This is a genomic window from Undibacterium sp. YM2, from assembly GCF_009937975.1.
Lineage (GTDB): Bacteria > Pseudomonadota > Gammaproteobacteria > Burkholderiales > Burkholderiaceae_D > Undibacterium.
This window is the reverse complement of the sequence record NZ_AP018441.1, coordinates 443,453-464,422: the sequence shown is the minus strand read 5'-3', so window position 1 is coordinate 464,422 and position 20,970 is coordinate 443,453. Positions and strand designations below refer to the sequence as shown.

Genomic DNA, 20,970 nt, shown 5'->3' with positions numbered 1-20,970 from the left:
TGCAGCGATTTGATACGTAAAAAGGCACTCTTTTGCAACGAAATACGTACAAAACTGGCATGTGGACATGGTTTTAATCGCTGCCCAAGACCTAACCCCTTATTGTACAATAGCTTTCGGGCGTTTTTACTGCCTTATGTTGCATTTTTCCATTATTCCTTTCCTCTATGTCTATCCTCTGGCAAGCCCGCTTCTTCACTACGGTGAATCATCTGCGCGATCTCCCGCGCACCCACGTGCCGGAAATTGCTTTCGCTGGCCGCTCCAACGCTGGCAAATCGACCGCCATCAATACCCTGTGCAATCAGAAGAAACTCTGTTTTGCCTCAAAAACACCGGGGCGCACTCAACACATTAATTATTTTTCCATTGGTGGCGCCCATGTGGGCCAGCACCGCAAGGATGAAACCAGGGTCGATGAAATCCGCGCCCTGCTGGTGGATTTGCCGGGCTATGGCTATGCCGAGGTACCAGGTGCCGCCAAGCAACACTGGAACCAGTTGCTCGGTGCCTATGTACAAAGACGCACGCAACTGGCAGCCCTGGTCCTGATCATGGACGCCCGCCGCCCATTTACTGACCTGGATATACAGATGCTGGAATGGTTTGCACCAACTGGCCGCCCCATCCATTGCATTTTGACCAAGGCAGATAAACTCAATCGCAGCGAATGTACCGATGCTTTGCGCAAAGCCAAAGCGGTACTCGACAGTTACGTGGATGATGAGGGGCCGCTGTTCCCTTTCAGTCTGCAATTATTTTCTGCGCTGAAACGCATAGGCATAGAAGAAGCCGATGCAGCAGTACAACGCCTGGTCGGTCTGGATATAGATCCAGCAGAACATCTTGATGGAACTGCACCGGCAGACACGACAAGCGATCAGCAAACTGACGAAGAATAAAAAAACCCCGGCAAAATTAGTCTTTTTGCCGGGGTAATAACACCGTTACGAATAGGGACGAACGGTGCCCGCTCAGGGAGGAGAAGCGGTAGGCGTGGAGTTGATCCAACCTGTGCATTAAGATGTTGCAACTTAAAAAAAGTTTCATTAACCTGCATAAAATTCTTTTCATCTGATTACCTCATCCTATGTCATCTAATAAATCTCTTCATCCCTCGGCACACTTCCCGGCCATACGCATGCGCCGCATGCGTAAAGATGCGTTTTCCCGCGCAATGATGCGTGAAAACATGGTCACTGCTGCCGACCTGATTTACCCCGTTTTTGTTATCGACGGTGTCAATCAAAGTGAAAAAGTTTCATCCATGCCTGGCGTGGAAAGAGTAACCATAGATTTACTCATGGGCGTGGCCGAGGATTGCGTGGCGCTGGGCATACCGGTGCTGGCATTGTTCCCAGCCATCAACCCGCATCTGAAAACCCCGGATGGCATAGAAGCCACCAATCCCAAGGGCCTGATTCCGCGCGCCGTACGCGAACTGAAAAGCCGCTTCCCGGAACTCGGCATATTGACCGACGTGGCACTGGATCCCTACACCAGCCACGGCCAGGATGGTTTATTGAATGCTGACGGTTACGTCCTCAATGATGAGACCACGGCCATGCTGGTACGCCAGGCACTGGTACAGGCAGAGGCTGGTGTCGATATCGTTGCTCCCAGCGATATGATGGATGGACGCATAGGCGCAATCCGTCATGCGCTCGAAGCGAATAATTTCATCCACACCCGCATCATGGCTTATTCGGCCAAATATGCGTCTGCATTTTATGGTCCTTTCCGTGAAGCCGTGGGTTCTGCCGCCAACCTCGGCAAAAGCGATAAAGCCAGTTACCAGATGGACCCGGCGAATAGCGATGAAGCGCTGCGCGAAGTGGCACTGGATCTCGCTGAAGGTGCTGATATGGTCATGGTCAAACCCGGCATGCCTTACCTGGATATCGTGCGCAGGGTCAAGGATGAATTCAAGGTGCCGACCTTTGCTTACCAGGTTAGTGGTGAATATGCGATGATCAAGGCAGCAGCGCAAAATGGCTGGCTCGATCATAACAAGACCATGATGGAATCCATGCTGGCATTCAAGCGTGCCGGTGCTGATGGCGTCCTGACGTATTTCGCCCGCGATGTTGCGCGCCTGCTGAAGCACACTGGCTGATAACCATGCCTGCGATGTTGCGCGCTGCATTCATCTTCATTTTTGCTGCGCTGGCAATTGCCGGTGCGGAATGGGGAAAAGAAATCAGCGGCGCGCAATATCTTCATTATGTTTTCAAACCACTGACCACGCTCGCCATCTTCTTTTTTGCATGGCAAAGTAAGCCTGTCATCAGTCGCATCTATCAAACTGCCATACTGATTGGCATCATCTGTTCGCTGATTGGTGACATCTTTCTGATGCTAACTGGCACAGTATTTCGCCATGGTTTTTTATGTGGCCTGCTGAGTTTTTTGCTGGCCCACATCTGCTTCTTGCGTGCACTGATCAGTGACAGCCGCTTTGCTGGCAAACCACTTGCTTTTGCTGGTATCGCGGCCCTTGGCATCATCAACCTGTGGATACTCTGGCCGGGCTTGCCCACCGCCCTGCAAATACCTGTTGTTGCTTACGTTTGCCTGCTGCTTTGTATGACAGCACAAGCCATCAGCCGTGGCTTGCAGTTGCGCAGCATGTCTGGCCGTCTGGCTATGATTGGTGGTCTGTGCTTCATGCTGTCAGACACTCTGCTGGCCTATAACCGCTTCTACTCGCCTATCGCACATTCTCCCTTGCTCATCCTCAGCAGCTATTACCTGGCGCTGTGGCTGATTGCAGCTTCGGTCACGTCATCCTCTACTGAATAAGGCCAGGATCATGCATGAAAAAATCATTACCTTTGCCAGTCCGGTTTTTTTCATCCTGATCGCTCTTGAGTTTATCGTAGCGCGCAAACGCCAACGTCATTTATACCGCATCAATGATTCACTCAACAGCCTGTCCCTGGGTGTCATGAGCCAGATCATAGGAGCATTTTCCAAACTGTTTTCGATAGGCATGTATGCGCTGGTGCTCAAGCATCTGTCACTGTTCAGCCTGCCATCAGACAGTGTCTGGACATGGGTAGCTGCGCTGCTGCTGTATGATTTTTTGTATTACTGGCTGCACAGGATGGGGCACCAGACCAATCTGTTGTGGGCGGCCCATGTCGTGCATCACCAGAGTGAGCAATACAATCTGAGTACAGCATTGCGACAAACCAGCACCGGGCCTTTGTTTGGCTGGATATTTTATTTGCCCATGGCCGTTATCGGCTTTCCGCTCGATGTATTTGTCGCTGTTGCCCTTATTGATCTACTGTACCAGTTCTGGGTGCATACCGAGCAGATAGGCAAGCTGGGCTGGTTTGACCGCGTGTTTGTATCGCCCTCGAATCACCGCGTCCATCATGCTGTCAATGATATGTATCTGGACAAGAATTTTGGTGGCATCCTCATCATCTGGGACCGGCTGTTTGGCACCTTCATTGAAGAACGCGACCATGTCGATATCGTGTATGGCACGCGCAAGCCCTTGCGCAGCTGGAATCCTTTATGGGCGAATCTGGAAGTGTATGAGCAGGTCTGGCTGGATGCCTGGCGCACAAGGAACTGGCTGGACAAATTGCAGATATGGTTGCGTCCGCCGGGCTGGCGTCCTGCCGACCTGCTTGCCCTGTCTGCGCCGGTGGCATTTGATATCAACCGGACTATCTATAACCCGTCCATGAGCAAGGCCACGGCCTGGTATTGCATCGTGCAGTTCATCCTCTTGCTGGAGGCAGCAACTCACTTTTTACTGGTCTATAAAAACATCAGTGCGCTGAACGCCACCATCTATGTGAGCTGGCTGGTCATGGGCCTGTGGTGCATAGGTGGCCTGATGGAAAGAGGTCGTATTTATCTGCTGCCTGAGACTGTGCGTATACTGTGCATCTTACTGATGAACCTGTTTACTGCCAGCTGGTTTTATTCCTTTGCCTTATCGACACCTGAGCAGGCATTGCTGAGCGCCGTTTGCCTGATTTCCCTGGGCTGGCTCTGGCTTATTTTTTCACGACAAAAGACGCATGGACATCTTCCACATTAACGATACGCAGACATTCCAAAACCCTGAAGCCCCGGCTGCTCTGGTCAGGGCCGGCGGTTTTTTATGGATTGATACCTGTCACGAAGAAGTGACTACCGATCCCGATGCCTGGCGCAGCCGCATTGAAGCGATAACGGGCATACAGATTTATGACTTGCATCTAAAGGACGTCACCAACCTTAGCCATCCATCATATTTTGATGCGACAGAAGATTATGAGCTGGTGGTATTCCGCAAGCTGACGCTGACAGAAAGCAATGGCGACAGCAAGAACAGTGTGAAGCGCAAGATACCCGCTGCCTTGAACAAGCTGGCCACCACGCCGGTATCTTTTTTGCTCATGCAAAATGTGCTGATCACGGTACGCCCGACACAGAGCCGCACGGTGGAACTCGCACGCCAGCGCCTGCTGGACTACAAGTCCAAAGCTGAAAACAATACCCATGGCAGCCGCCTGCCTGCCTCGCCAGAAGAACTGATGTTAAGGCTATTGAATGCCATGGTGGATCAATACCTGGAATTGCGCCAGCCACTGACCCAGCAACTCGACCGCTGGCAACATGCCTTGCTGGACCCACGCCGCCCCTTTAACAACTGGCTGGCCTTGCTCGATTCACGGGTAGAATTGCGCAAGCTCGATAACCTCTGTGAAGAGCAGCGCGATGCCATGCAGGAATTGCGCGACCATATCGTCGATACCCATGACGGTAATAGCCGCGCCAAGGACTTGTTGCTGGTGCGCACCAATGATGTGATGGAGCATATCAGCCGCGTGCTGAACCATGCACGCCGCCTGGAAGCATCACTGGAGTCAGCAGTGCAAATCCACTTCGCAGCGATGGCACACAGGACCAGTGAAATCATGCGCACCCTGACCGTCATCACTGCCCTGTTCATGCCACTGACTCTGATCACCGGCATCTTTGGTATGAACTTTGAAGCCATGCCCCTGCTCAAGCATGCCTCGGGTTTTTGGTACACCATGGGGGCGATGGGTGCCATTGTCGTGCTCTTGCTGATTTATTTTCGCAGTCAGCGCTATCTCGAAGACCGCGCCAGCCGTCGCCTTGATTGAGATGCCGGATAAAATGCGGTCTGAGAAGACCAATTCAATAAATTAATTTTAATTACCAATGCAAGAACATACCTTTCTCTGGCATGACTACGAAACCTTTGGTGCAGTGGCCCGGCGCGACAGACCCGCGCAATTTGCTGCCATACGCACCGATGCCGAGCTCAATGAAATCGGCAAACCTGTCATGCTGTACTGCCAGCCTGCCAATGATTTTTTGCCTGACCCGCAATCTTGCCTGATCACTCATATCACGCCACAAACCTGCCTGGAGCGCGGCATACCCGAGCATGAGTTTGCAGCAAAGATAGAACAGGAACTCGGCAAGACCGGCACCATAGGCGTGGGCTATAACACCATACGCTTCGATGATGAAATTACCCGCTTCATGTTCTGGCGCAACCTCATCGACCCGTATGCGCGCGAATGGCAAAACAATTGTGGCCGCTGGGACATCATGGACATGGTGCGCACCTGTTATGCGCTGCGCCCTGAGGGTATCAACTGGCCAAAGAATGATGAAGGCAAGCCCAGCTTCCGCCTTGAACACCTGACCAAGGAGAATGGGATTGCACATGAAGCTGCGCATGATGCCTTGTCAGATGTGCGTGCCACGATAGCACTGGCGCGCCTGATACGCGAGCGTCAGCCCAAGCTGTTCGAGTTTTGTTTTGCCTTGCACAAGAAAGACAAGGCCGCCGCTGAAATAGGCATGCCCGTGCTGGACAAACCTTTCCTGCATATTTCCGGCATGTTCCCTACCGAGCGTGGTTGCCTGGCCGTTATGTGGCCGCTGGCCATGCACCCCAAGAACAAGAATGAAGTTATCGCCTGGGACCTGTCGCATGACCCGGCGGAGCTTGCTGGACTGGATGCAGAGACCATACAATTGCGCATGTTCAGCAAGAGCGACGCCTTGCCTGAAGGTGTAACGCGCTTGCCTGTGAAAAGCATACATATCAACAAGTCACCCATCGTCATCGGCAATCTGAAAACCTTGTCTGCCCCCATGGCTGAACGCTGGAAGATAGATTTGCATCAGGTGCAGGAGCACGTCATCAAGGCGGCGTCCCTGCCAGACTCCGCCAAGGCAATCTGGGAAGAGGTGTATGCCCGCCCTGAGGCGGCTGCCAGCGATGTTGATGAAGACTTGTATGGCGGCTTTGTCGGCACCGGTGATCGCCGCCTCTTGAATGATTTACGCCGCATGAATGGCGCGCAGCTCGCCAAGGCCAGCACCAGCTTTCAGGACCCGCGCCTGACTGAATTACTGTTCCGCTACCGCGCTCGCAATTTCTTTGACAGCCTGAGCGTGGAAGAGCAGGAAAACTGGGAAGAACACCGGGCGGCACGTCTGCTCGATGGTGCAGGCAATGCCAGGACGGTGGAGATGTATTTCAATGAAATCGATACTCTGTCAGAAACGGCAGACGAAGCGGCAGAAGAAATTTTGGGTGCCTTGTATGACTATGCTGAAATGATAGTGCCGTCGCGATAGTTTCTATTTTTCGCGCTAAAAAACAAAAGCCACGAATCAATTGTGGCTTTTGTTTATGCGCTAGGCACGACTTATTTGTTTGGCTGTGGTGTCACGCGCAGATAAGGGCGTGCAGCAGTAAAACCTTTAGGATATTTTTGCTTGATGACTTCTTCATCCTTGATAGACAAAGGAATGATGACATCATCACCATCACGCCAGTTACCTGGTGTCGCAACGGTATAGCCATCCGTCAATTGCAGGGCATCAATGACGCGCAAGACTTCATCAAAATTACGGCCTGTAGTCAGCGGGTAAGTGATGATGAGGCGGACTTTTTTGTTCGGATCGATGACGAACAAGGAACGCACCGTGACAGTCTCGGACTGGTTAGGGTGGATCATGTCATACAGTGCTGCAACTTTCTTGTCAGCATCAGCAACGATAGGGAAACCGACGACAGTTTTTTGTGTGTCTTCAATATCCTTGATCCATTGCAGATGGGATTCTGCACCATCAACTGACAAGGCGATGGCTTTGACATTGCGCTTGTCAAACTCTGGCTTGAGCTTTGCGGTCAAACCCAGCTCTGTCGTACAAACTGGTGTGAAGTCAGCTGGATGGGAGAACAAAACTACCCAGGAATTGCCTGCCCACTCATGAAATTTCAAAGGGCCAATAGAAGAATCCTGCTCGAAATCTGGGGCGATATCGCCTAAACGCAAAGTCATTTGTTTCTCCAAAAAGAAATGAGAACTCGAATATAGCCGCTCTACCCTGCTTACTCAAGGATAGTTTAGTTGCATGCTTATATATTCTTTGAATATACTTTATTTGCCTTCCGCACGGTTCAGCGATTGCAGGAATTTATCTGCATTCTGATAACCAATAACCCGCTGGCCTGCAATTTCCTTGCCTTGGGCATCAAAGAAAATAATGCCTGGCGGACCAAACAGGCCAAAGCGCTTCAGCAAGGCTTTATCGTCCGCATTGTTAGCCGTGACATCGGCTTGCAACAGCAGCATATTGTCGAGCCTGGCTTTGACCTTGGCTTCAGGGAAGGTCAGTTTTTCCATCTCTTTACACGAGACACACCAGTCCGCATAGAAATCCAGCATGACCGTCTTGCCCTTGGATTGCGCTACGGCAGCATCGAGTTCGGCGATGCTGTGTATACGGGTGAATTTCACATGTTCTGTCGGTCCGCCATAAAGATGCGCGACTGGTGAAAACACATCGCGGCCACCCGTTGCGACACCGAGCAACTGTATTGCGCCGATCAGGAAACAGATTACCGCCACAGCCTTGTTGAAGATACCACTGCGCTGGAAAATGAACTGATATACGCCGAAACCGATTAACAGGGCTGCCCAGGCCAGCATCTGTACACCAACGGGAATCACAGGGCTGACCATCCAGATAGCCAGGGCCAACATCAATACGCCAATGAAGCGCTTGACACTTTCCATCCATGCACCGGCTTTTGGCAGCAAACTTCCGGCTGAGACACCCAGTAACAATAATGGCGTCCCCATGCCCAGGGACAGCATGAACATGGCTGAACCACCCACGGTGATATCCCTGGTCTGGCTGATATACACCAAAGCGCCTGCCAGCGGCCCGGTAACGCATGGGCCTATGATGAGTGCTGAAATCACGCCCATGACAAATACACCGAACAGTTTGCCTATCCTGCGATTTTTTGTCTGCCCCTCAGACAGGGTCGTTAATTTCGTCTGCAGTGCCGCAGGCATCTGCAGTTGGTAGACGTTAAACATGGACAACGCGAAAATCACGATGAACAGTGAGAAGGTGCCCAGTACGGCTGGTTTCTGCAACTCCGCAGCCAGACTCTCACCAGCAAGAGCCGCAGCGACACCAAATACCGTGTACAAGACCGTGGTGCCCAACACGTAGGCAAGGGAAAGCAGAAAGCCGCGAGCGCGGGTAACGCTGACACCTTCGCCAACAATGATGAAGGAAAGTATAGGCACCATGGGCCATACGCAAGGCGTCAATGACAGGCCAAGACCGAAAATATAAGCCAGAGGCAAAATGACCAGCAGCTTGCCACCTTTGAGAGCCTTGCTGATGACAGAGCTATCATCTTCTGAGGAGTCACTTGCAGCTTTACTGGCAACTATTTCTGAATCACTTTTTGACACAGCAGATGCAGCTGGAGGTGTCGATACTGTGCCAGCAATTTGCAATTTAACGGGCGTTTCCAGCGGTGGGTAACACAGGCCACCATCGGCACAACCCTGGCGGCCTATCTTCAGCGTGAAATCTGCTGCGGCCTGTACGGGTACGCGCACCACCAGGGAATGGCGGTAAGTCTCGACTTCCTTCTGAAAGGTTTCATCGAATTTTACCTTGCCTGCCGGCATGACAATATCGCCGAGCTTGGCATCGTCTGAACTGAATTTGAAACGCTCACGATACAGGTAATAACCGTCTGCTATCATAAAAGTCACCTCGGCCATGCCTGGCTCTGCCATTTTGGCAGATACCTTGAATGCCTCTTCAGGGTCGAGAAAGTCTTCTGCGCTGGCGAAGGGTGAGAATAATGATGGTAACAGCAAGGCCAACACCAGGGCACACAGACGCCATAGCTGTGCTATCTGGAAGTTTTGTGGCTTGGCTGGCATGGGTGCAGAAAACAGCGGTGTTGAGGCATTCATGGCGTTTCGGTTTCTTTTCTCACCCAGTCAAAGTAAGCCGGTAATCCGGCTACCAGGGGGATGGCTATTATTTCGGGTAAATCATAGGGATGCTGGGCGAGTATCAGTGCTTCCAGCCTGGCATAGCAAGCTTGCCGGGTCTTGATCATCAATTGCACTTCAGTATCCGCCTGTTGTTCACCATCCCAGTTGTAGATGGACAATATATCAGCAGAAATGTTCACGCAGGCGGCCAATTTTTCGGCAATGACTTGGCCAGCCAGTTTTTTGGCAATATCACGGTCTGGCAGATTAGTTAATACCAGGATCAGATTGTCATCATCCATCGCTATTCCCTATTCGCTGGCAACGTCACTGCGCTTGATAAAAGCTGCATGATATTTAGTCGGGTGTAAGGTGAAGGGCATTACAGCATATAGCAAAATAATACCTGCACCTGCCTTGCTTGAACGCGTTCTCCAGCGTACTTATGAGCCTGGCCTCAAGCATAGCCAAAAACACGCATTCATAAGCAAAAAGCCGTTCAGTTTACACTGAACGGCTTTTTCAAGCTTTGAGCAGTCTGGGCATGATACCCAAATGCCTTAATTACTCAGCAACTGGTGCATCAGCTGCATCTACGCCTTCTGGACGGTCCAGCAGTTCAACGTATGCCATAGGAGCATTGTCGCCGACGCGGAAACCCATTTTCAGGATGCGCAGGTAGCCGCCGTTACGATTTGCGTAACGTGGGCCCAGTTCAGCAAACAGCTTGACTACCATTTCGCGGTCGCGCAAACGGTTGAAAGCCAGACGCTTGTTAGCCAGTGTGTCTGTTTTACCCAAAGTCAGAATCGGCTCGATAACACGGCGCAGTTCTTTGGCTTTTGGCAAAGTTGTTTTGATGGCTTCGTGACGCAGCAGAGATACTGTCATGTTGCGCAGCATTGCCAGACGGTGGGAAGAAGTACGATTCAGCTTACGTAAGCCGTGACGGTGACGCATGGTATTTCCTTTCAGATTTAAATGCCAGCTCTTCTATCGATAAACAAACTTATCGCGGGCCGGTAAGTATTTTTACTACGCTTAAAAAACGGGCAGGCTGTCTCAGCTCACCCGTCAGACAAAATTATTTTTCCAGGCCAGCAGGTGGCCAGTTTTCCAGTTTCATGCCCAGAGACAAACCACGGGAAGCCAGAACTTCCTTGATTTCGTTCAAGGACTTGCGACCCAGATTTGGTGTCTTCAACAGTTCATTTTCGCTACGCTGGATCAGATCACCAATGTAGTAAATGTTTTCTGCTTTCAGGCAGTTGGCTGAACGTACTGTCAGTTCCAGATCATCGACCGGACGCAACAGGACAGGATCAACTGCAGGTGCGCGGGATGGAGCTTCAGCAGCGGCTTCAGTACCTTCCAGGGCAGCGAAGACATTCAATTGATCAACCAGCACGCGGGCAGATTGACGGATTGCTTCTTCTGGAGAGATAACGCCATTGGTCTCAATATTGATAACCAGTTTATCCAGATCAGTACGTTGTTCAACGCGGGCAGATTCCACAGCGTAAGAAACACGGCGTACTGGGGAGAAAGACGCATCCAGTATCATACGACCGATGGTTTTGTTCGCATCTTCAGACAAGCGGCGAACGTTACCTGGCACATAGCCACGGCCTTTTTCTACCTTGATCTGCATGTCCAGCTTACCGCCGGCGGTCAGATTGGCGATAACGTGATCCGGGTTGATCAGTTCTACGTCATGCGGCAGATCGATGTCGGAGGCCAATACAGCGCCTTCGCCATCTTTTTTCAATGTCAGCGTGACTTCATCACGGTTGTGCAACTTGAAGACGACGCCTTTCAAGTTCAACAGGATGTCGACTACGTCTTCTTGCACGCCATCGAGGGAAGAATATTCATGAACGACACCGGCGATCACAACTTCAGTCGGTGCATAACCAACCATAGTGGACAACAGTACGCGACGCAAAGCGTTGCCCAGTGTGTGGCCATAGCCACGTTCAAACGGTTCCATCACGACTTTAGCGTGACCGGCACCCAACATTTCCACATCGATAATACGTGGTTTTAACAGATTGTTTTGCATGAATGTCCTTTTCAATACCCTCGGTTCGTTACACCGATAAGGCTGACGGCATTAAAGAAAAAAGCCTGCCTGTCGCTAAACAGGCAGGCGGTGAAACTTGAATATTAACGAGAATACAATTCAACGATCAGGGATTCGTTGACATCGTGAGCGATGTCGCTACGATCTGGCATGGACTTGAAAGTACCTTCCAGTTTTTTCGCATCTACGGATACCCATGAAGGCATGCCGGATTGTTCTGCCAGGGACAGCGCTTCAGCGATACGAACTTGTTTTTTCGCTTTTTCACGAACAGCAACTACGTCACCAGCTTTAACCTGGTAAGAAGCGATGTTAACAACGATACCGTTGACTGTGAATGCTTTGTGGCTGACCAGTTGGCGTGCTTCAGCGCGTGTGGAGCCGAAGCCCATACGGTAAGCAACGTTGTCCAGACGGGATTCCAGCAATTTCAACAGTGTTTCGCCTGTATTGCCTTTTTGACGGTCAGCTTCAGCGAAGTAGCGGCGGAACTGACGTTCCAGAACGCCGTACATACGTTTAACTTTTTGCTTTTCGCGCAATTGGTTACCGAAGTCAGAGGTACGAGCACCGGAAGTGCGACCATGTTGACCTGGTTTTGCGTCCAGTTTGCATTTGGAGTCCAGGGAGCGGCGTGCGCTCTTCAAGAACAGGTCCGTGCCTTCGCGACGGGAAAGTTTTGCTTTTGGTCCGATATAACGTGCCACGATATTTTCCTTGTAAATGACGTAATGTTTTCTACACTACGCTAGTCTGATCTGCCTGCAACCAGACGGTGGTCTTAACAACAAAGGCTGGGCCTTTGATTAAAATGATTACTACTCTAAAATTTCCACAACACAAAACCCGCCAACGAAATGGCGGGTCTGCATTCTAACGGAGATTCCGCAAGAACGCCAGCAGAGAATAATTCTGCCTGACCAGGTAACTTAAAGCGACCTAGTGTTCCAGCTTAGATACGACGACGCTTTGGAGGGCGGCAGCCGTTATGTGGGACTGGAGTAACGTCTTGAATCAGGGAGATCTTGATACCCAGATTGTTCAAAGCGCGTACTGAAGATTCGCGACCTGGGCCTGGGCCTTTGATACGAACTTCCAGATTTTTGATACCGCATTCAACGGCCACTTTACCAGCTGCCTCTGCTGCAACCTGCGCTGCAAACGGAGTAGATTTACGTGAGCCTTTAAAACCAGCACCACCGGCAGTTGCCCAAGACAACGCATTGCCTTGACGATCAGTGATCGTGATGATGGTGTTGTTGAAAGAAGCGTGAACGTGAGCGATACCTTCTGCAACGTTCTTTTTAACTTTCTTACGCGCACGTGCTGCTGCAGCGTTATTTTGAGCTTTTGCCATAATGTTTTCCTTGGATCCGGGCTAGCCTGGATTATTTCTTCAAAGATTGCGCTGCTTTACGTGGACCCTTGCGAGTACGCGCATTTGTACGTGTGCGTTGGCCACGGACAGGCAAACCTTTACGATGACGCAGGCCACGGTAGCAACCCAGGTCCATCAAACGTTTGATGTTCATGGAGAGTTCACGACGCAAGTCGCCTTCGACGATAAATTTACCGATTTCGTCGCGAAGCTTCTCGAGTTCGTTGTCATCCAGATCTTTAACCTTTTTATTGGTCAAAACACCTGTTGCGTCACAGATTTTCTGTGCGCGTGGACGGCCAATACCATAGATGGCTGTCAAGCCGATTACGGTATGCTGATGATTTGGGATATTAACCCCTGCGATACGTGCCATTCGTTATTCCTCGTTCAATAACGTTAATTAACCTTGGCGCTGCTTATGGCGTGGTTCTGTGCAAATAACACGAACAACACCCTTGCGCTTGATGATTTTGCAGTTGCGGCAGATCCGCTTAACTGATGCGAGAACTTTCATTTTTGCCCTCTTTCCTTCTAGTTCATTTTAAATTTACTTGGTACGGAACACTATTCGCGCCCGGCTCAAATCATAAGGCGTCAATTCCACTGTCACCTTATCACCTGGAAGGATACGGATATAGTTCATCCGCATCTTCCCGGAAATATGGCCAAGTACAACATGCCCGTTTTCCAACTTAACTCGAAATGTTGCATTCGGAAGATTCTCAAGAATCTCGCCCTGCATCTGTATAACGTCGTCTTTTGCCATTCGATCTGCTGTCCCCTGGGTGATTACCTTGAAGGAATCCCGCCCTTGAAATTTGCTTTACGAAGAAGCGATTCATATTGCTGGGACATCACATAGTTCTGTACCTGCGCCATAAAGTCCATGGTCACCACCACGATAATCAGCAGAGACGTTCCGCCAAAATAAAATGGTACTTTCCACTTCGCAATCAAAAATTCTGGCAACAGACAAACCAGCGTAATGTAAATCGCACCTGCCAGCGTCAAACGCATCAATATCTTGTCGATATAGCGTGCGGTCTGGTCACCTGGACGTATCCCGGGAACAAAAGCACCGCTCTTCTTCAAGTTATCTGCGGTTTCCTTGCTATTGAATACCAAGGCGGTATAGAAAAAGCAGAAGAAAATGATCGCTATTGCATACAACAAAGCGTGTATTGGTTCACCAGGCGCCATCGACGCTGCCAGGTCCTTCAGGAAAGTGATGAAACCACTTGTAGAAGACTCTGCACCCTTGGTAAACCAGCTGGTAATCGTCGCCGGGAACAAGATAATCGACGAAGCAAAAATAGGAGGAATAACACCAGCCATATTCAGCTTCAGTGGCAAATGACTGCTTTGACCACCGTAAATCTTGTTACCAACCTGACGTTTTGCATAATTCACCAGGATCTTGCGCTGACCACGCTCGACATACACTACCGCAAACGTTACTGCAGGTACAACAACACAGATAACCAGTGCAGCGAAGTTACCCATTTGACCGGTACGTACCAGCTCAAACAGATTACTCAGGCCACCAGGCAAACCTGCTGCGATACCGGCGAAAATGATGATGGAGATACCATTTCCCAGACCGCGCTCAGTGATTTGCTCACCCAACCACATCAGGAACATGGTGCCTGTCACCAGCGACAATACCGTCGTCAGACGAAATGCCATGCCAGGATCAAGTACCAGACCGGCCTGACCTTCCAGACCAAATGCGATAAAGTAACTTTCGATTAAGGCCAGAACCACAGTGCCATAACGTGTAAATTGCGTAATCTTTCTACGACCGGACTCGCCCTCTTTTTTGAGCGCTTCCAGCTGAGGAGAGACTATCGACATCAATTGCATGATGATCGACGCAGAGATATACGGCATGATACCCAGGGCGAATACAGTGAATCTTTGCATCGCGCCACCAGAGAACATATTGAACATACCCAGCAAACCACCCTGGTTCTGTTTGAACATGTCTTCCAGCACTTTGGCGTCTATACCCGGTACAGGAACATGTGCACCAATCCTGTAGACAACCAGTGCCGCCAGCAAGAACCAGAGTCGCCCCCAGGGAAACCCGCTTGCAGCACTTTTAGCTTGTTGTGGAGATGTTGCCAATTAATGCTCCGGTTGTCTGCTTGAATTAAGCGATTGTGCCACCAGCAGCTTCGATTGCAGCTTTAGCGCCTTTAGTGACGATCAAGCCGTTCAAAGAAACTTTCTTGGTGATAGCACCAGACAAGATCACACGGACTACACGTGCGAGCTCAGAAACTACGCCAGCTTGTTTCAAAGCCAAAACGTCGATCTCTGTGACTGGCAGGTTTTCCAGATCTGTCAGGCGAACTTCTGCTTTGTATGGTGTTGCCAGTGATTTGAAACCACGTTTTGGCAAACGACGTTGCAGAGGCATCTGACCGCCTTCAAAACCGACTTTATGAAAGCCGCCTGAACGGGATTTTTGGCCTTTATGACCGCGACCCGCTGTTTTACCTAAGCCTGAGCCGATACCGCGACCAACACGACGTTTGTAGTGTTTTGCGCCATCTGCTGGCTGGATTGTATTCAATTCCATAATTTGCTCCGATCGCAAACCAAACGGCTTACGATACAACCTTCACAAGATACGAGACTTTATTGATCATGCCACGTACTGCCGGTGTGTCTTCCAATTCAGAAACTGAATTGACGCGACGCAGACCCAGGCCACGTACAGTTGCACGGTGATCCTGGCGTGTGCCGATCAAACCTTTAACCAATTGCACTTTTACTGTCTTAGACATGAGGTGCTCCTTAACCGAGAATTTCTTCAACAGTTTTGCCACGCTTTGCAGCGATTTCAGATGGAGTACTCATCTTGGCCAAACCGTTCAAAGTTGCACGAACCATGTTGTAAGGGTTTGTGGAGCCGTTGGATTTCGCCACGACGTTTACAATACCCATTACTTCAAAAATCGCGCGCATTGGACCACCAGCGATAACGCCAGTACCTTCTTTTGCTGGAGAAATCATGACGGAAGACGCGCCGTGCTTGCCAGTAACGGTGTGCTGCAGAGTACCGTTCTTCAAAGTCACTTTGATCATCTTGCGACGTGCTTCTTCCATCGCTTTTTGTACAGCAACTGGAACCTCTTTCGATTTCCCTTTGCCCATACCGATACGGCCATCGCCGTCACCTACGACTGTCAGCGCTGCGAAACCCATGATACGACCACCCTTGACCACTTTGGTCACGCGGTTGATCGCGATCATTTTTTCGCGCATGCCATCATCCGGCTTGTCGGCTGCTGTTTTTGCTTGCATTTTTGCCATGACAAATTTTCCTTAGAACTTCAAGCCAGCTTCACGGGCAGCTTCTGCAAGCGCCTTGATGCGACCGTGGTAACGGAAACCGGAGCGGTCAAACGCAACTTCGGTAACCCCTGCTTTGATTGCCTTCTCTGCAACACGCTTGCCGATCAAGCTTGCTGCAGCAGCGTTGCCGCCTGCACCAGACTTGCCAGCCAACTCTGCACGTACTTCTGCTTCTACGGTAGAGGCAGATGCCAACACTTTGGCGTCTGGGCCAATGATGTTTGCATAGATGTGCAGGTTTGTGCGATGCACGGCCAGGCGGTTCACTTTGAGTTCTGCGATCTTGGCACGGGTTTGACGTGCGCGGCGCAGACGTGATTGTTTCTTGTCCATCGTCAACCCCTATTACTTCTTCTTGGTTTCTTTAATCACAACCACTTCGTCCGCATAGCGAACGCCTTTGCCTTTATAAGGCTCTGGACTGCGGTATGCACGAACTTCAGCAGCAACCTGACCAACTTTTTGTTTATCAATCCCTTTGATCAGGATTTCAGTTGGAGTTGGTGTTGCGCATGTAACGCCAGCTGGCATTGCGTGAACAACAGGGTGCGAGAAACCAAGAGACAAATTCAATTTGTCGCCTTGTGCTTGCGCTTTGTAACCAACGCCGACCAAGTTCAGTTTCTTTTCGAAACCTTTAGTGACGCCGTTAACCATATTGTTGACCAGGGCACGCAGGGTACCGCTCATCGCATTGGCTTCACGACCATCATTAGCTGGGGAAAAACTCAAAGTGCCATTGTCGTTCGCAATTGTCACCAGGCCGTTCAAGGCTTGAGACAACACGCCCTGTGGGCCTTTAATTGTAATCTGCTCTGTCGAAATGGTGACTTCAGCACCTGCCGGCAAAGCGATTGGCATCTTACCTACTCGAGACATCTTTCACTCCTTAGGCGACGTAGCAAATCACTTCGCCACCGACACCGGTTGCGCGCGCTTTGCGGTCAGTCATAACGCCTTTTGGTGTGGAAACGATCGCCACTCCCAAACCGTTCATGACACTTGGGATCTCGTCTTTACCTTTGTAAATACGGAGACCTGGACGTGATACACGTTCCAAGCGTTCAATCACAGGACGTCCTGCGTAATATTTCAAGCCGATTTTCAATTCGGACTTACCTGCAGTTTCAGAAACTGCGAAATCTTCAATGTAACCTTCGTCTTTCAGTACGTTCGCGATTGCGATCTTTACTTTGGAAGACGGCATCGCGACGACAGTTTTTTGAACAACTTGTGCGTTACGGATGCGGGTCAGCATATCGGCGATAGGATCGCTCATACTCATTGCTTATTCTCCTATTACCAGCTGGCTTTAGTCATACCCGGGATTTCACCACGCATGGCGACTTCACGGAGTTTAATACGGCCCAAACCGAATTTACGGAATGTGCCACGTGGGCGACCTGTCAAAGTGCAGCGGTTACGCTGACGGGTCGGATTGGAATTACGTGGCAAAGCCTGCAACTTCAGACGAGCAACATAACGCTCTTCTTCAGTTTTTGATTGGTCATCAATGATGGCCTTCAATTCGGCGCGCTTGCCAGCGAATTTCTTCACCAGATCTGCACGCTTTTGCTCACGATTAATCAGTGCCAATTTTGCCATGGCGACCTCAGTTTCTGAACGGAAATTTAAATGCGGCGAGGAGTGCTTTCGCTTCTTCGTCGGTCTTTGCTGTTGTCGTGATAGAGATGTTCATACCACGCAAGGCGTCGATCTTGTCGTATTCGATTTCAGGGAAAATGATCTGTTCCTTGACACCGATGTTGTAGTTACCACGACCATCAAACGCACGACCAGAAACACCACGGAAGTCACGTACACGTGGCAGGGCCACAGTGATGAAACGATCCAGGAATTCATACATCTGAGCGCCACGCAAAGTTACCATACAACCAATTGGGTAGCCTTCACGGATTTTAAAACCAGCGATCGCTTTGCGAGCTTTGGTAACTACTGGTTTTTGACCAGCGATCTTGGTGAGGTCGCCAACTGCATGCTCAATAATCTTTTTGTCTGCGATTGCTTCAGACAAACCCATGTTCAGGGTGATTTTCAAGATGCGTGGAACTTCCATGACTGACTTGTAAGCGTACTTTTCAGTCAGTTCACCAACGATTTTATCTTTATATATTGCTTGTAGACGGGCCATGATGTTATGCCTTCACAACTTCGCCAGTCGACTTGTAGATACGGACTTTCTTGCCATCCACTACCTTGAAGCCTACACGGTCTGCTTTGCCAGACGCTGCATTGAACAATGCAACATTCGACACATGAATCGGCATCACTTTATCCACGATGCCACCTACTGCGCCAGTCATTGGGTTAGGTTTAACCGCTTTTTTAGCAACGTTAATACCTGCAACAACAACGTAATCGCTATCGATGCATGCTTGCACCTGACCACGTTTACCTTTGTCTTTACCCGTCAAGACGATGACTTCGTCGTTTTTACGAATTTTGTTCATCACGACCCCTTACAGCACTTCTGGAGCCAGGGACACGATTTTCATGAAGCGCTCAGTACGCAGTTCGCGTGTTACTGGGCCGAAAATACGAGTACCGATAGGCTCAAGTTTTGCATTCAACAATACTGCAGCATTGCCATCAAATTTGACCAACGAGCCATCTTGACGACGAACACCCTTAGCTGTCCTCACGACAACGGCGTTGTAAATTTCACCTTTTTTTACACGACCGCGCGGAGCAGCAGACTTAACAGTGACTTTGATTACGTCACCAATACCCGCATAACGACGCTTGGAACCGCCCAACACTTTAATGCACAAAACTTCGCGCGCACCAGTGTTGTCAGCCACTTCCAGCCGGCTTTCTGTTTGAATCATAATGTTCTCTTTCCCAACTTAATCCACACAACTTGCACAATGCAAATTTGTAGTCAGTCTTGGTCCCGCCAGCTAACCCCTACATAACCTACAATGCACGAGCCAACTGATTAGGTGGACGATTTTTTAACCACTTTCACAACAAGAGGGCGTTATGAAAGACATTTAGGCTGCCACTCGCATACTTTGCAAATGACAGCCCATCATTATTACACCAAAAAACTTTTTGTGCAATAAATTTATACTACTTGTGCGACTTGAACCACACGTGTCACTGTCCAAGCTTTAGTCTTGGAAATAGGACGACCTTCTTGAATTTCAACGGTGTCGCCAGCCTTTGCCTGGTTTGCTTCATCGTGTGCATGGTACTTTGCAGTACGAACGATGATCTTGCCATACAAAGGATGCTTGACGTGACGTTCAACAACCACTGTTACGGTTTTGTCCATCTTGTCGGAAACAACCTTGCCAATCAATGTGCGCTTCAGTGCGACTTTAACTTGATCGTTCATTATTTGGCATCCTTCTGGTTCATGACGGTTTTCACACGTGCGATGTCACGACGAACTTTCTTCAATTGAGAAGTGTTAGTCAGTTGCTGAGTAGCGATTTGCATACGCAGGCTGAACTGGGCCTTCAACAATTCATTCAGTTCTTTAGTCAAAGCCGCCTGATCCTTACCTTGGAGTTCAGATACTTTCATTTACAACTCCTATTATTGGCCGACTTGACGGACGACGAACGTAGTCAACAGCGGCAATTTAGCTGCAGCCAAGCGGAACGCTTCGCGTGCCAGCGTCTCATCGACACCATCCATTTCGTACAGCATTTTGCCTGGTTGAATCTCGGCAACGTAGTACTCAGGATTACCTTTACCATTACCCATACGGACTTCCGCTGGTTTCTGGGAAATTGGCTTGTCCGGGAAAACGCGGATCCAGATACGGCCACCACGTTTGATGTGACGTGTCATTGCACGACGCGCTGCTTCAATCTGACGCGCTGTGATACGACCACGACCAACTGCCTTCAAGCCAAACTCACCGAAGGAAACTGCTGTACCACGAGTATGCGAGATACCCTTGTTACGGCCTTTCTGTTCCTTGCGATATTTTCTGCGTGCTGGTTGCAGCATGATTATTCTCCTGCTTTCTCAGCCGGTGCTGCAGCGTCAGCTTTGGCGCGTACGCGCTTGGCTGCCGGGGCTGCTGCGCCGGTCGTCGGTGTTTGTCCTTCTGGACGCTTGGCGCGTGGACGGCTGTTTGGCTTGCCATCATCACGACGTGGACCACGACGTTTTTTGTCGTCTTCCGGTGTCGCTTCGATAACAGGCGCATCGCCATTTGCCAAACGATCGCCTTTGTAGACCCAAACTTTGACACCAATGATGCCGTAAGTTGTGGATGCTTCGCCAAAGCCGTAATCGATGTCAGCACGCAGAGTATGCAGAGGCACACGGCCTTCGCGATACCATTCTTTACGTGCGATCTCGATACCGTTCAAACGACCACCAGACATGATCTTGATACCTTGAGCGCCCAAACGCATTGCATTTTGCATCGCACGTTTCATGGCGCGGCGGAACATGATGCGTTTTTCCAGTTGCTGAGCGATAGAATCAGCGATCAATTGTGCATCGATTTCTGGCTTGCGGATCTCTTCGATGTTGACATGCACAGGCACGCCCATCAATTTGGACAAGTCAGCTTTCAATACTTCAATGTCTTCGCCTTTTTTACCGATCACAACGCCTGGACGGGAGCTGTATATCGTGATGCGTGCATTTTTAGCAGGACGCTCAATAACGATGCGGCCTACAGACGCGTTTTTCAGTTTTTTCTTCAGGTACTCACGTACTTTCAGATCTTCGCCGAGCATGGAGGCAAAGTTACCATTGCCTGCATACCAGCGGGAAGACCAGTTACGTGTTACTGCCAAACGAAAACCGGTTGGATGTATCTTCTGTCCCATCGTGAC

The 20,970-nt window shown here is 50.1% G+C and carries 31 protein-coding genes; 6 read left to right on the top strand and 25 right to left on the bottom strand.

Going from position 1 to position 20,970, the window contains the following annotated elements; genetic code table 11:
- Positions 1–167: 167 nt before the first annotated feature.
- The 6 genes from yihA (at position 168) to sbcB (ending at position 6,633) form a co-directional block, all read left to right on the top strand.
- Positions 168–902 carry a ribosome biogenesis GTP-binding protein YihA/YsxC gene (gene yihA, locus UNDYM_RS02255; protein ID WP_162039572.1) on the top strand — a complete coding sequence of 245 codons (735 nt, stop codon included), beginning with the start codon at positions 168–170 and terminating at the stop codon, positions 900–902.
- Between the two features lie 188 nt (positions 903–1,090).
- Complete coding sequence (gene hemB, locus UNDYM_RS02250; protein WP_162039571.1) at positions 1,091–2,116, top strand: porphobilinogen synthase; 1,026 nt, start codon at positions 1,091–1,093, stop codon at positions 2,114–2,116.
- Between the two features lie 5 nt (positions 2,117–2,121).
- The gene (locus UNDYM_RS02245; protein ID WP_162039570.1) at positions 2,122–2,802 is read left to right on the top strand and encodes a lysoplasmalogenase; all 681 of its coding nucleotides are present in this window, start codon (positions 2,122–2,124) and stop codon (positions 2,800–2,802) included.
- A gap of 10 nt (positions 2,803–2,812) precedes the next feature.
- On the top strand, positions 2,813–4,063 hold the full coding sequence (locus UNDYM_RS02240) for a sterol desaturase family protein (protein WP_162039569.1): 1,251 nt from the start codon (positions 2,813–2,815) through the stop codon (positions 4,061–4,063).
- The gene (locus tag UNDYM_RS02235; RefSeq protein WP_162039568.1) at positions 4,044–5,138 is read left to right on the top strand and encodes a magnesium transporter CorA family protein; all 1,095 of its coding nucleotides are present in this window, start codon (positions 4,044–4,046) and stop codon (positions 5,136–5,138) included. Before UNDYM_RS02240 ends, UNDYM_RS02235 begins: the two co-directional genes overlap by 20 nt.
- Before the next feature lie 58 nt (positions 5,139–5,196).
- On the top strand, positions 5,197–6,633 hold the full coding sequence (gene sbcB / locus UNDYM_RS02230) for an exodeoxyribonuclease I (RefSeq protein WP_162039567.1): 1,437 nt from the start codon (positions 5,197–5,199) through the stop codon (positions 6,631–6,633).
- A gap of 71 nt (positions 6,634–6,704) precedes the next feature.
- Here the strand turns inward: sbcB and UNDYM_RS02225 are convergent, their stop codons facing one another.
- The 25 genes from UNDYM_RS02225 to rpsC form a co-directional block, all read right to left on the bottom strand.
- Complete coding sequence (locus UNDYM_RS02225) at positions 6,705–7,343, bottom strand: peroxiredoxin (protein WP_162039566.1); 639 nt, start codon at positions 7,341–7,343, stop codon at positions 6,705–6,707.
- 99 nt (positions 7,344–7,442) lie between these two features.
- Complete coding sequence (dsbD, locus tag UNDYM_RS02220) at positions 7,443–9,293, bottom strand: protein-disulfide reductase DsbD (RefSeq protein WP_232063672.1); 1,851 nt, start codon at positions 9,291–9,293, stop codon at positions 7,443–7,445.
- Positions 9,290–9,619, bottom strand: a complete 330-nt coding sequence (gene cutA / locus UNDYM_RS02215; protein WP_162039565.1) for a divalent-cation tolerance protein CutA — start codon at positions 9,617–9,619, stop codon at positions 9,290–9,292. The genes dsbD and cutA overlap by 4 nt, the downstream gene beginning before the upstream one ends.
- Before the next feature lie 262 nt (positions 9,620–9,881).
- Positions 9,882–10,277, bottom strand: coding sequence for a 50S ribosomal protein L17 (gene rplQ / locus UNDYM_RS02210; protein WP_162039564.1), 396 nt, complete (start codon positions 10,275–10,277; stop codon positions 9,882–9,884).
- Positions 10,278–10,401: 124 nt separating this feature from the next.
- Entirely contained in the window at positions 10,402–11,379 is a 978-nt protein-coding gene (gene rpoA / locus UNDYM_RS02205; RefSeq protein WP_110255934.1) for a DNA-directed RNA polymerase subunit alpha, read from the bottom strand.
- A 104-nt stretch (positions 11,380–11,483) separates the two neighbouring features.
- Positions 11,484–12,107, bottom strand: coding sequence for a 30S ribosomal protein S4 (gene rpsD / locus UNDYM_RS02200; RefSeq protein WP_162039563.1), 624 nt, complete (start codon positions 12,105–12,107; stop codon positions 11,484–11,486).
- Positions 12,108–12,352: 245 nt separating this feature from the next.
- Positions 12,353–12,757 (bottom strand): 30S ribosomal protein S11, encoded by a 405-nt coding sequence (gene rpsK / locus UNDYM_RS02195; RefSeq protein WP_110255932.1) that lies wholly within the window; start codon positions 12,755–12,757, stop codon positions 12,353–12,355.
- A 31-nt stretch (positions 12,758–12,788) separates the two neighbouring features.
- Positions 12,789–13,154 (bottom strand): 30S ribosomal protein S13, encoded by a 366-nt coding sequence (rpsM, locus tag UNDYM_RS02190; protein ID WP_162039562.1) that lies wholly within the window; start codon positions 13,152–13,154, stop codon positions 12,789–12,791.
- A 27-nt stretch (positions 13,155–13,181) separates the two neighbouring features.
- A complete protein-coding gene (rpmJ, locus tag UNDYM_RS02185; protein ID WP_014004415.1) occupies positions 13,182–13,295 on the bottom strand; it encodes a 50S ribosomal protein L36 in 114 nt (37 codons plus the stop codon).
- A 33-nt stretch (positions 13,296–13,328) separates the two neighbouring features.
- Positions 13,329–13,547, bottom strand: a complete 219-nt coding sequence (gene infA, locus UNDYM_RS02180; RefSeq protein WP_005663428.1) for a translation initiation factor IF-1 — start codon at positions 13,545–13,547, stop codon at positions 13,329–13,331.
- 23 nt (positions 13,548–13,570) lie between these two features.
- The gene (gene secY / locus UNDYM_RS02175; RefSeq protein WP_162039561.1) at positions 13,571–14,908 is read right to left on the bottom strand and encodes a preprotein translocase subunit SecY; all 1,338 of its coding nucleotides are present in this window, start codon (positions 14,906–14,908) and stop codon (positions 13,571–13,573) included.
- A 25-nt stretch (positions 14,909–14,933) separates the two neighbouring features.
- Positions 14,934–15,365 carry a 50S ribosomal protein L15 gene (rplO, locus tag UNDYM_RS02170; protein ID WP_110255929.1) on the bottom strand — a complete coding sequence of 144 codons (432 nt, stop codon included), beginning with the start codon at positions 15,363–15,365 and terminating at the stop codon, positions 14,934–14,936.
- 28 nt (positions 15,366–15,393) lie between these two features.
- Positions 15,394–15,573: a 50S ribosomal protein L30 gene (rpmD, locus tag UNDYM_RS02165; RefSeq protein WP_162039560.1), complete on the bottom strand. Its 180-nt coding sequence runs from the start codon at positions 15,571–15,573 to the stop codon at positions 15,394–15,396.
- 10 nt (positions 15,574–15,583) lie between these two features.
- Positions 15,584–16,102, bottom strand: coding sequence for a 30S ribosomal protein S5 (gene rpsE / locus UNDYM_RS02160; protein ID WP_110255927.1), 519 nt, complete (start codon positions 16,100–16,102; stop codon positions 15,584–15,586).
- Positions 16,103–16,114: 12 nt separating this feature from the next.
- A complete protein-coding gene (rplR, locus tag UNDYM_RS02155; protein ID WP_162039559.1) occupies positions 16,115–16,477 on the bottom strand; it encodes a 50S ribosomal protein L18 in 363 nt (120 codons plus the stop codon).
- A gap of 12 nt (positions 16,478–16,489) precedes the next feature.
- On the bottom strand, positions 16,490–17,023 hold the full coding sequence (gene rplF / locus UNDYM_RS02150) for a 50S ribosomal protein L6 (protein WP_162039558.1): 534 nt from the start codon (positions 17,021–17,023) through the stop codon (positions 16,490–16,492).
- 10 nt (positions 17,024–17,033) lie between these two features.
- Entirely contained in the window at positions 17,034–17,429 is a 396-nt protein-coding gene (rpsH, locus tag UNDYM_RS02145) for a 30S ribosomal protein S8 (RefSeq protein WP_162039557.1), read from the bottom strand.
- A gap of 14 nt (positions 17,430–17,443) precedes the next feature.
- Positions 17,444–17,749: a 30S ribosomal protein S14 gene (gene rpsN / locus UNDYM_RS02140; protein WP_162039556.1), complete on the bottom strand. Its 306-nt coding sequence runs from the start codon at positions 17,747–17,749 to the stop codon at positions 17,444–17,446.
- A 7-nt stretch (positions 17,750–17,756) separates the two neighbouring features.
- Entirely contained in the window at positions 17,757–18,296 is a 540-nt protein-coding gene (rplE, locus tag UNDYM_RS02135; protein WP_162039555.1) for a 50S ribosomal protein L5, read from the bottom strand.
- Positions 18,297–18,300: 4 nt separating this feature from the next.
- Positions 18,301–18,615: a 50S ribosomal protein L24 gene (rplX, locus tag UNDYM_RS02130; protein ID WP_162039554.1), complete on the bottom strand. Its 315-nt coding sequence runs from the start codon at positions 18,613–18,615 to the stop codon at positions 18,301–18,303.
- Positions 18,616–18,624: 9 nt separating this feature from the next.
- On the bottom strand, positions 18,625–18,993 hold the full coding sequence (gene rplN / locus UNDYM_RS02125) for a 50S ribosomal protein L14 (protein ID WP_006464924.1): 369 nt from the start codon (positions 18,991–18,993) through the stop codon (positions 18,625–18,627).
- 239 nt (positions 18,994–19,232) lie between these two features.
- Positions 19,233–19,505 (bottom strand): 30S ribosomal protein S17, encoded by a 273-nt coding sequence (rpsQ, locus tag UNDYM_RS02120; protein WP_162039553.1) that lies wholly within the window; start codon positions 19,503–19,505, stop codon positions 19,233–19,235.
- Positions 19,505–19,696 carry a 50S ribosomal protein L29 gene (gene rpmC / locus UNDYM_RS02115; RefSeq protein WP_110255919.1) on the bottom strand — a complete coding sequence of 64 codons (192 nt, stop codon included), beginning with the start codon at positions 19,694–19,696 and terminating at the stop codon, positions 19,505–19,507. The genes rpsQ and rpmC overlap by 1 nt, the downstream gene beginning before the upstream one ends.
- Before the next feature lie 12 nt (positions 19,697–19,708).
- The gene (rplP, locus tag UNDYM_RS02110; protein WP_162039552.1) at positions 19,709–20,128 is read right to left on the bottom strand and encodes a 50S ribosomal protein L16; all 420 of its coding nucleotides are present in this window, start codon (positions 20,126–20,128) and stop codon (positions 19,709–19,711) included.
- Between the two features lie 2 nt (positions 20,129–20,130).
- Positions 20,131–20,964: a 30S ribosomal protein S3 gene (gene rpsC, locus UNDYM_RS02105; protein ID WP_162039551.1), complete on the bottom strand. Its 834-nt coding sequence runs from the start codon at positions 20,962–20,964 to the stop codon at positions 20,131–20,133.
- Positions 20,965–20,970: the final 6 nt, after the last annotated feature.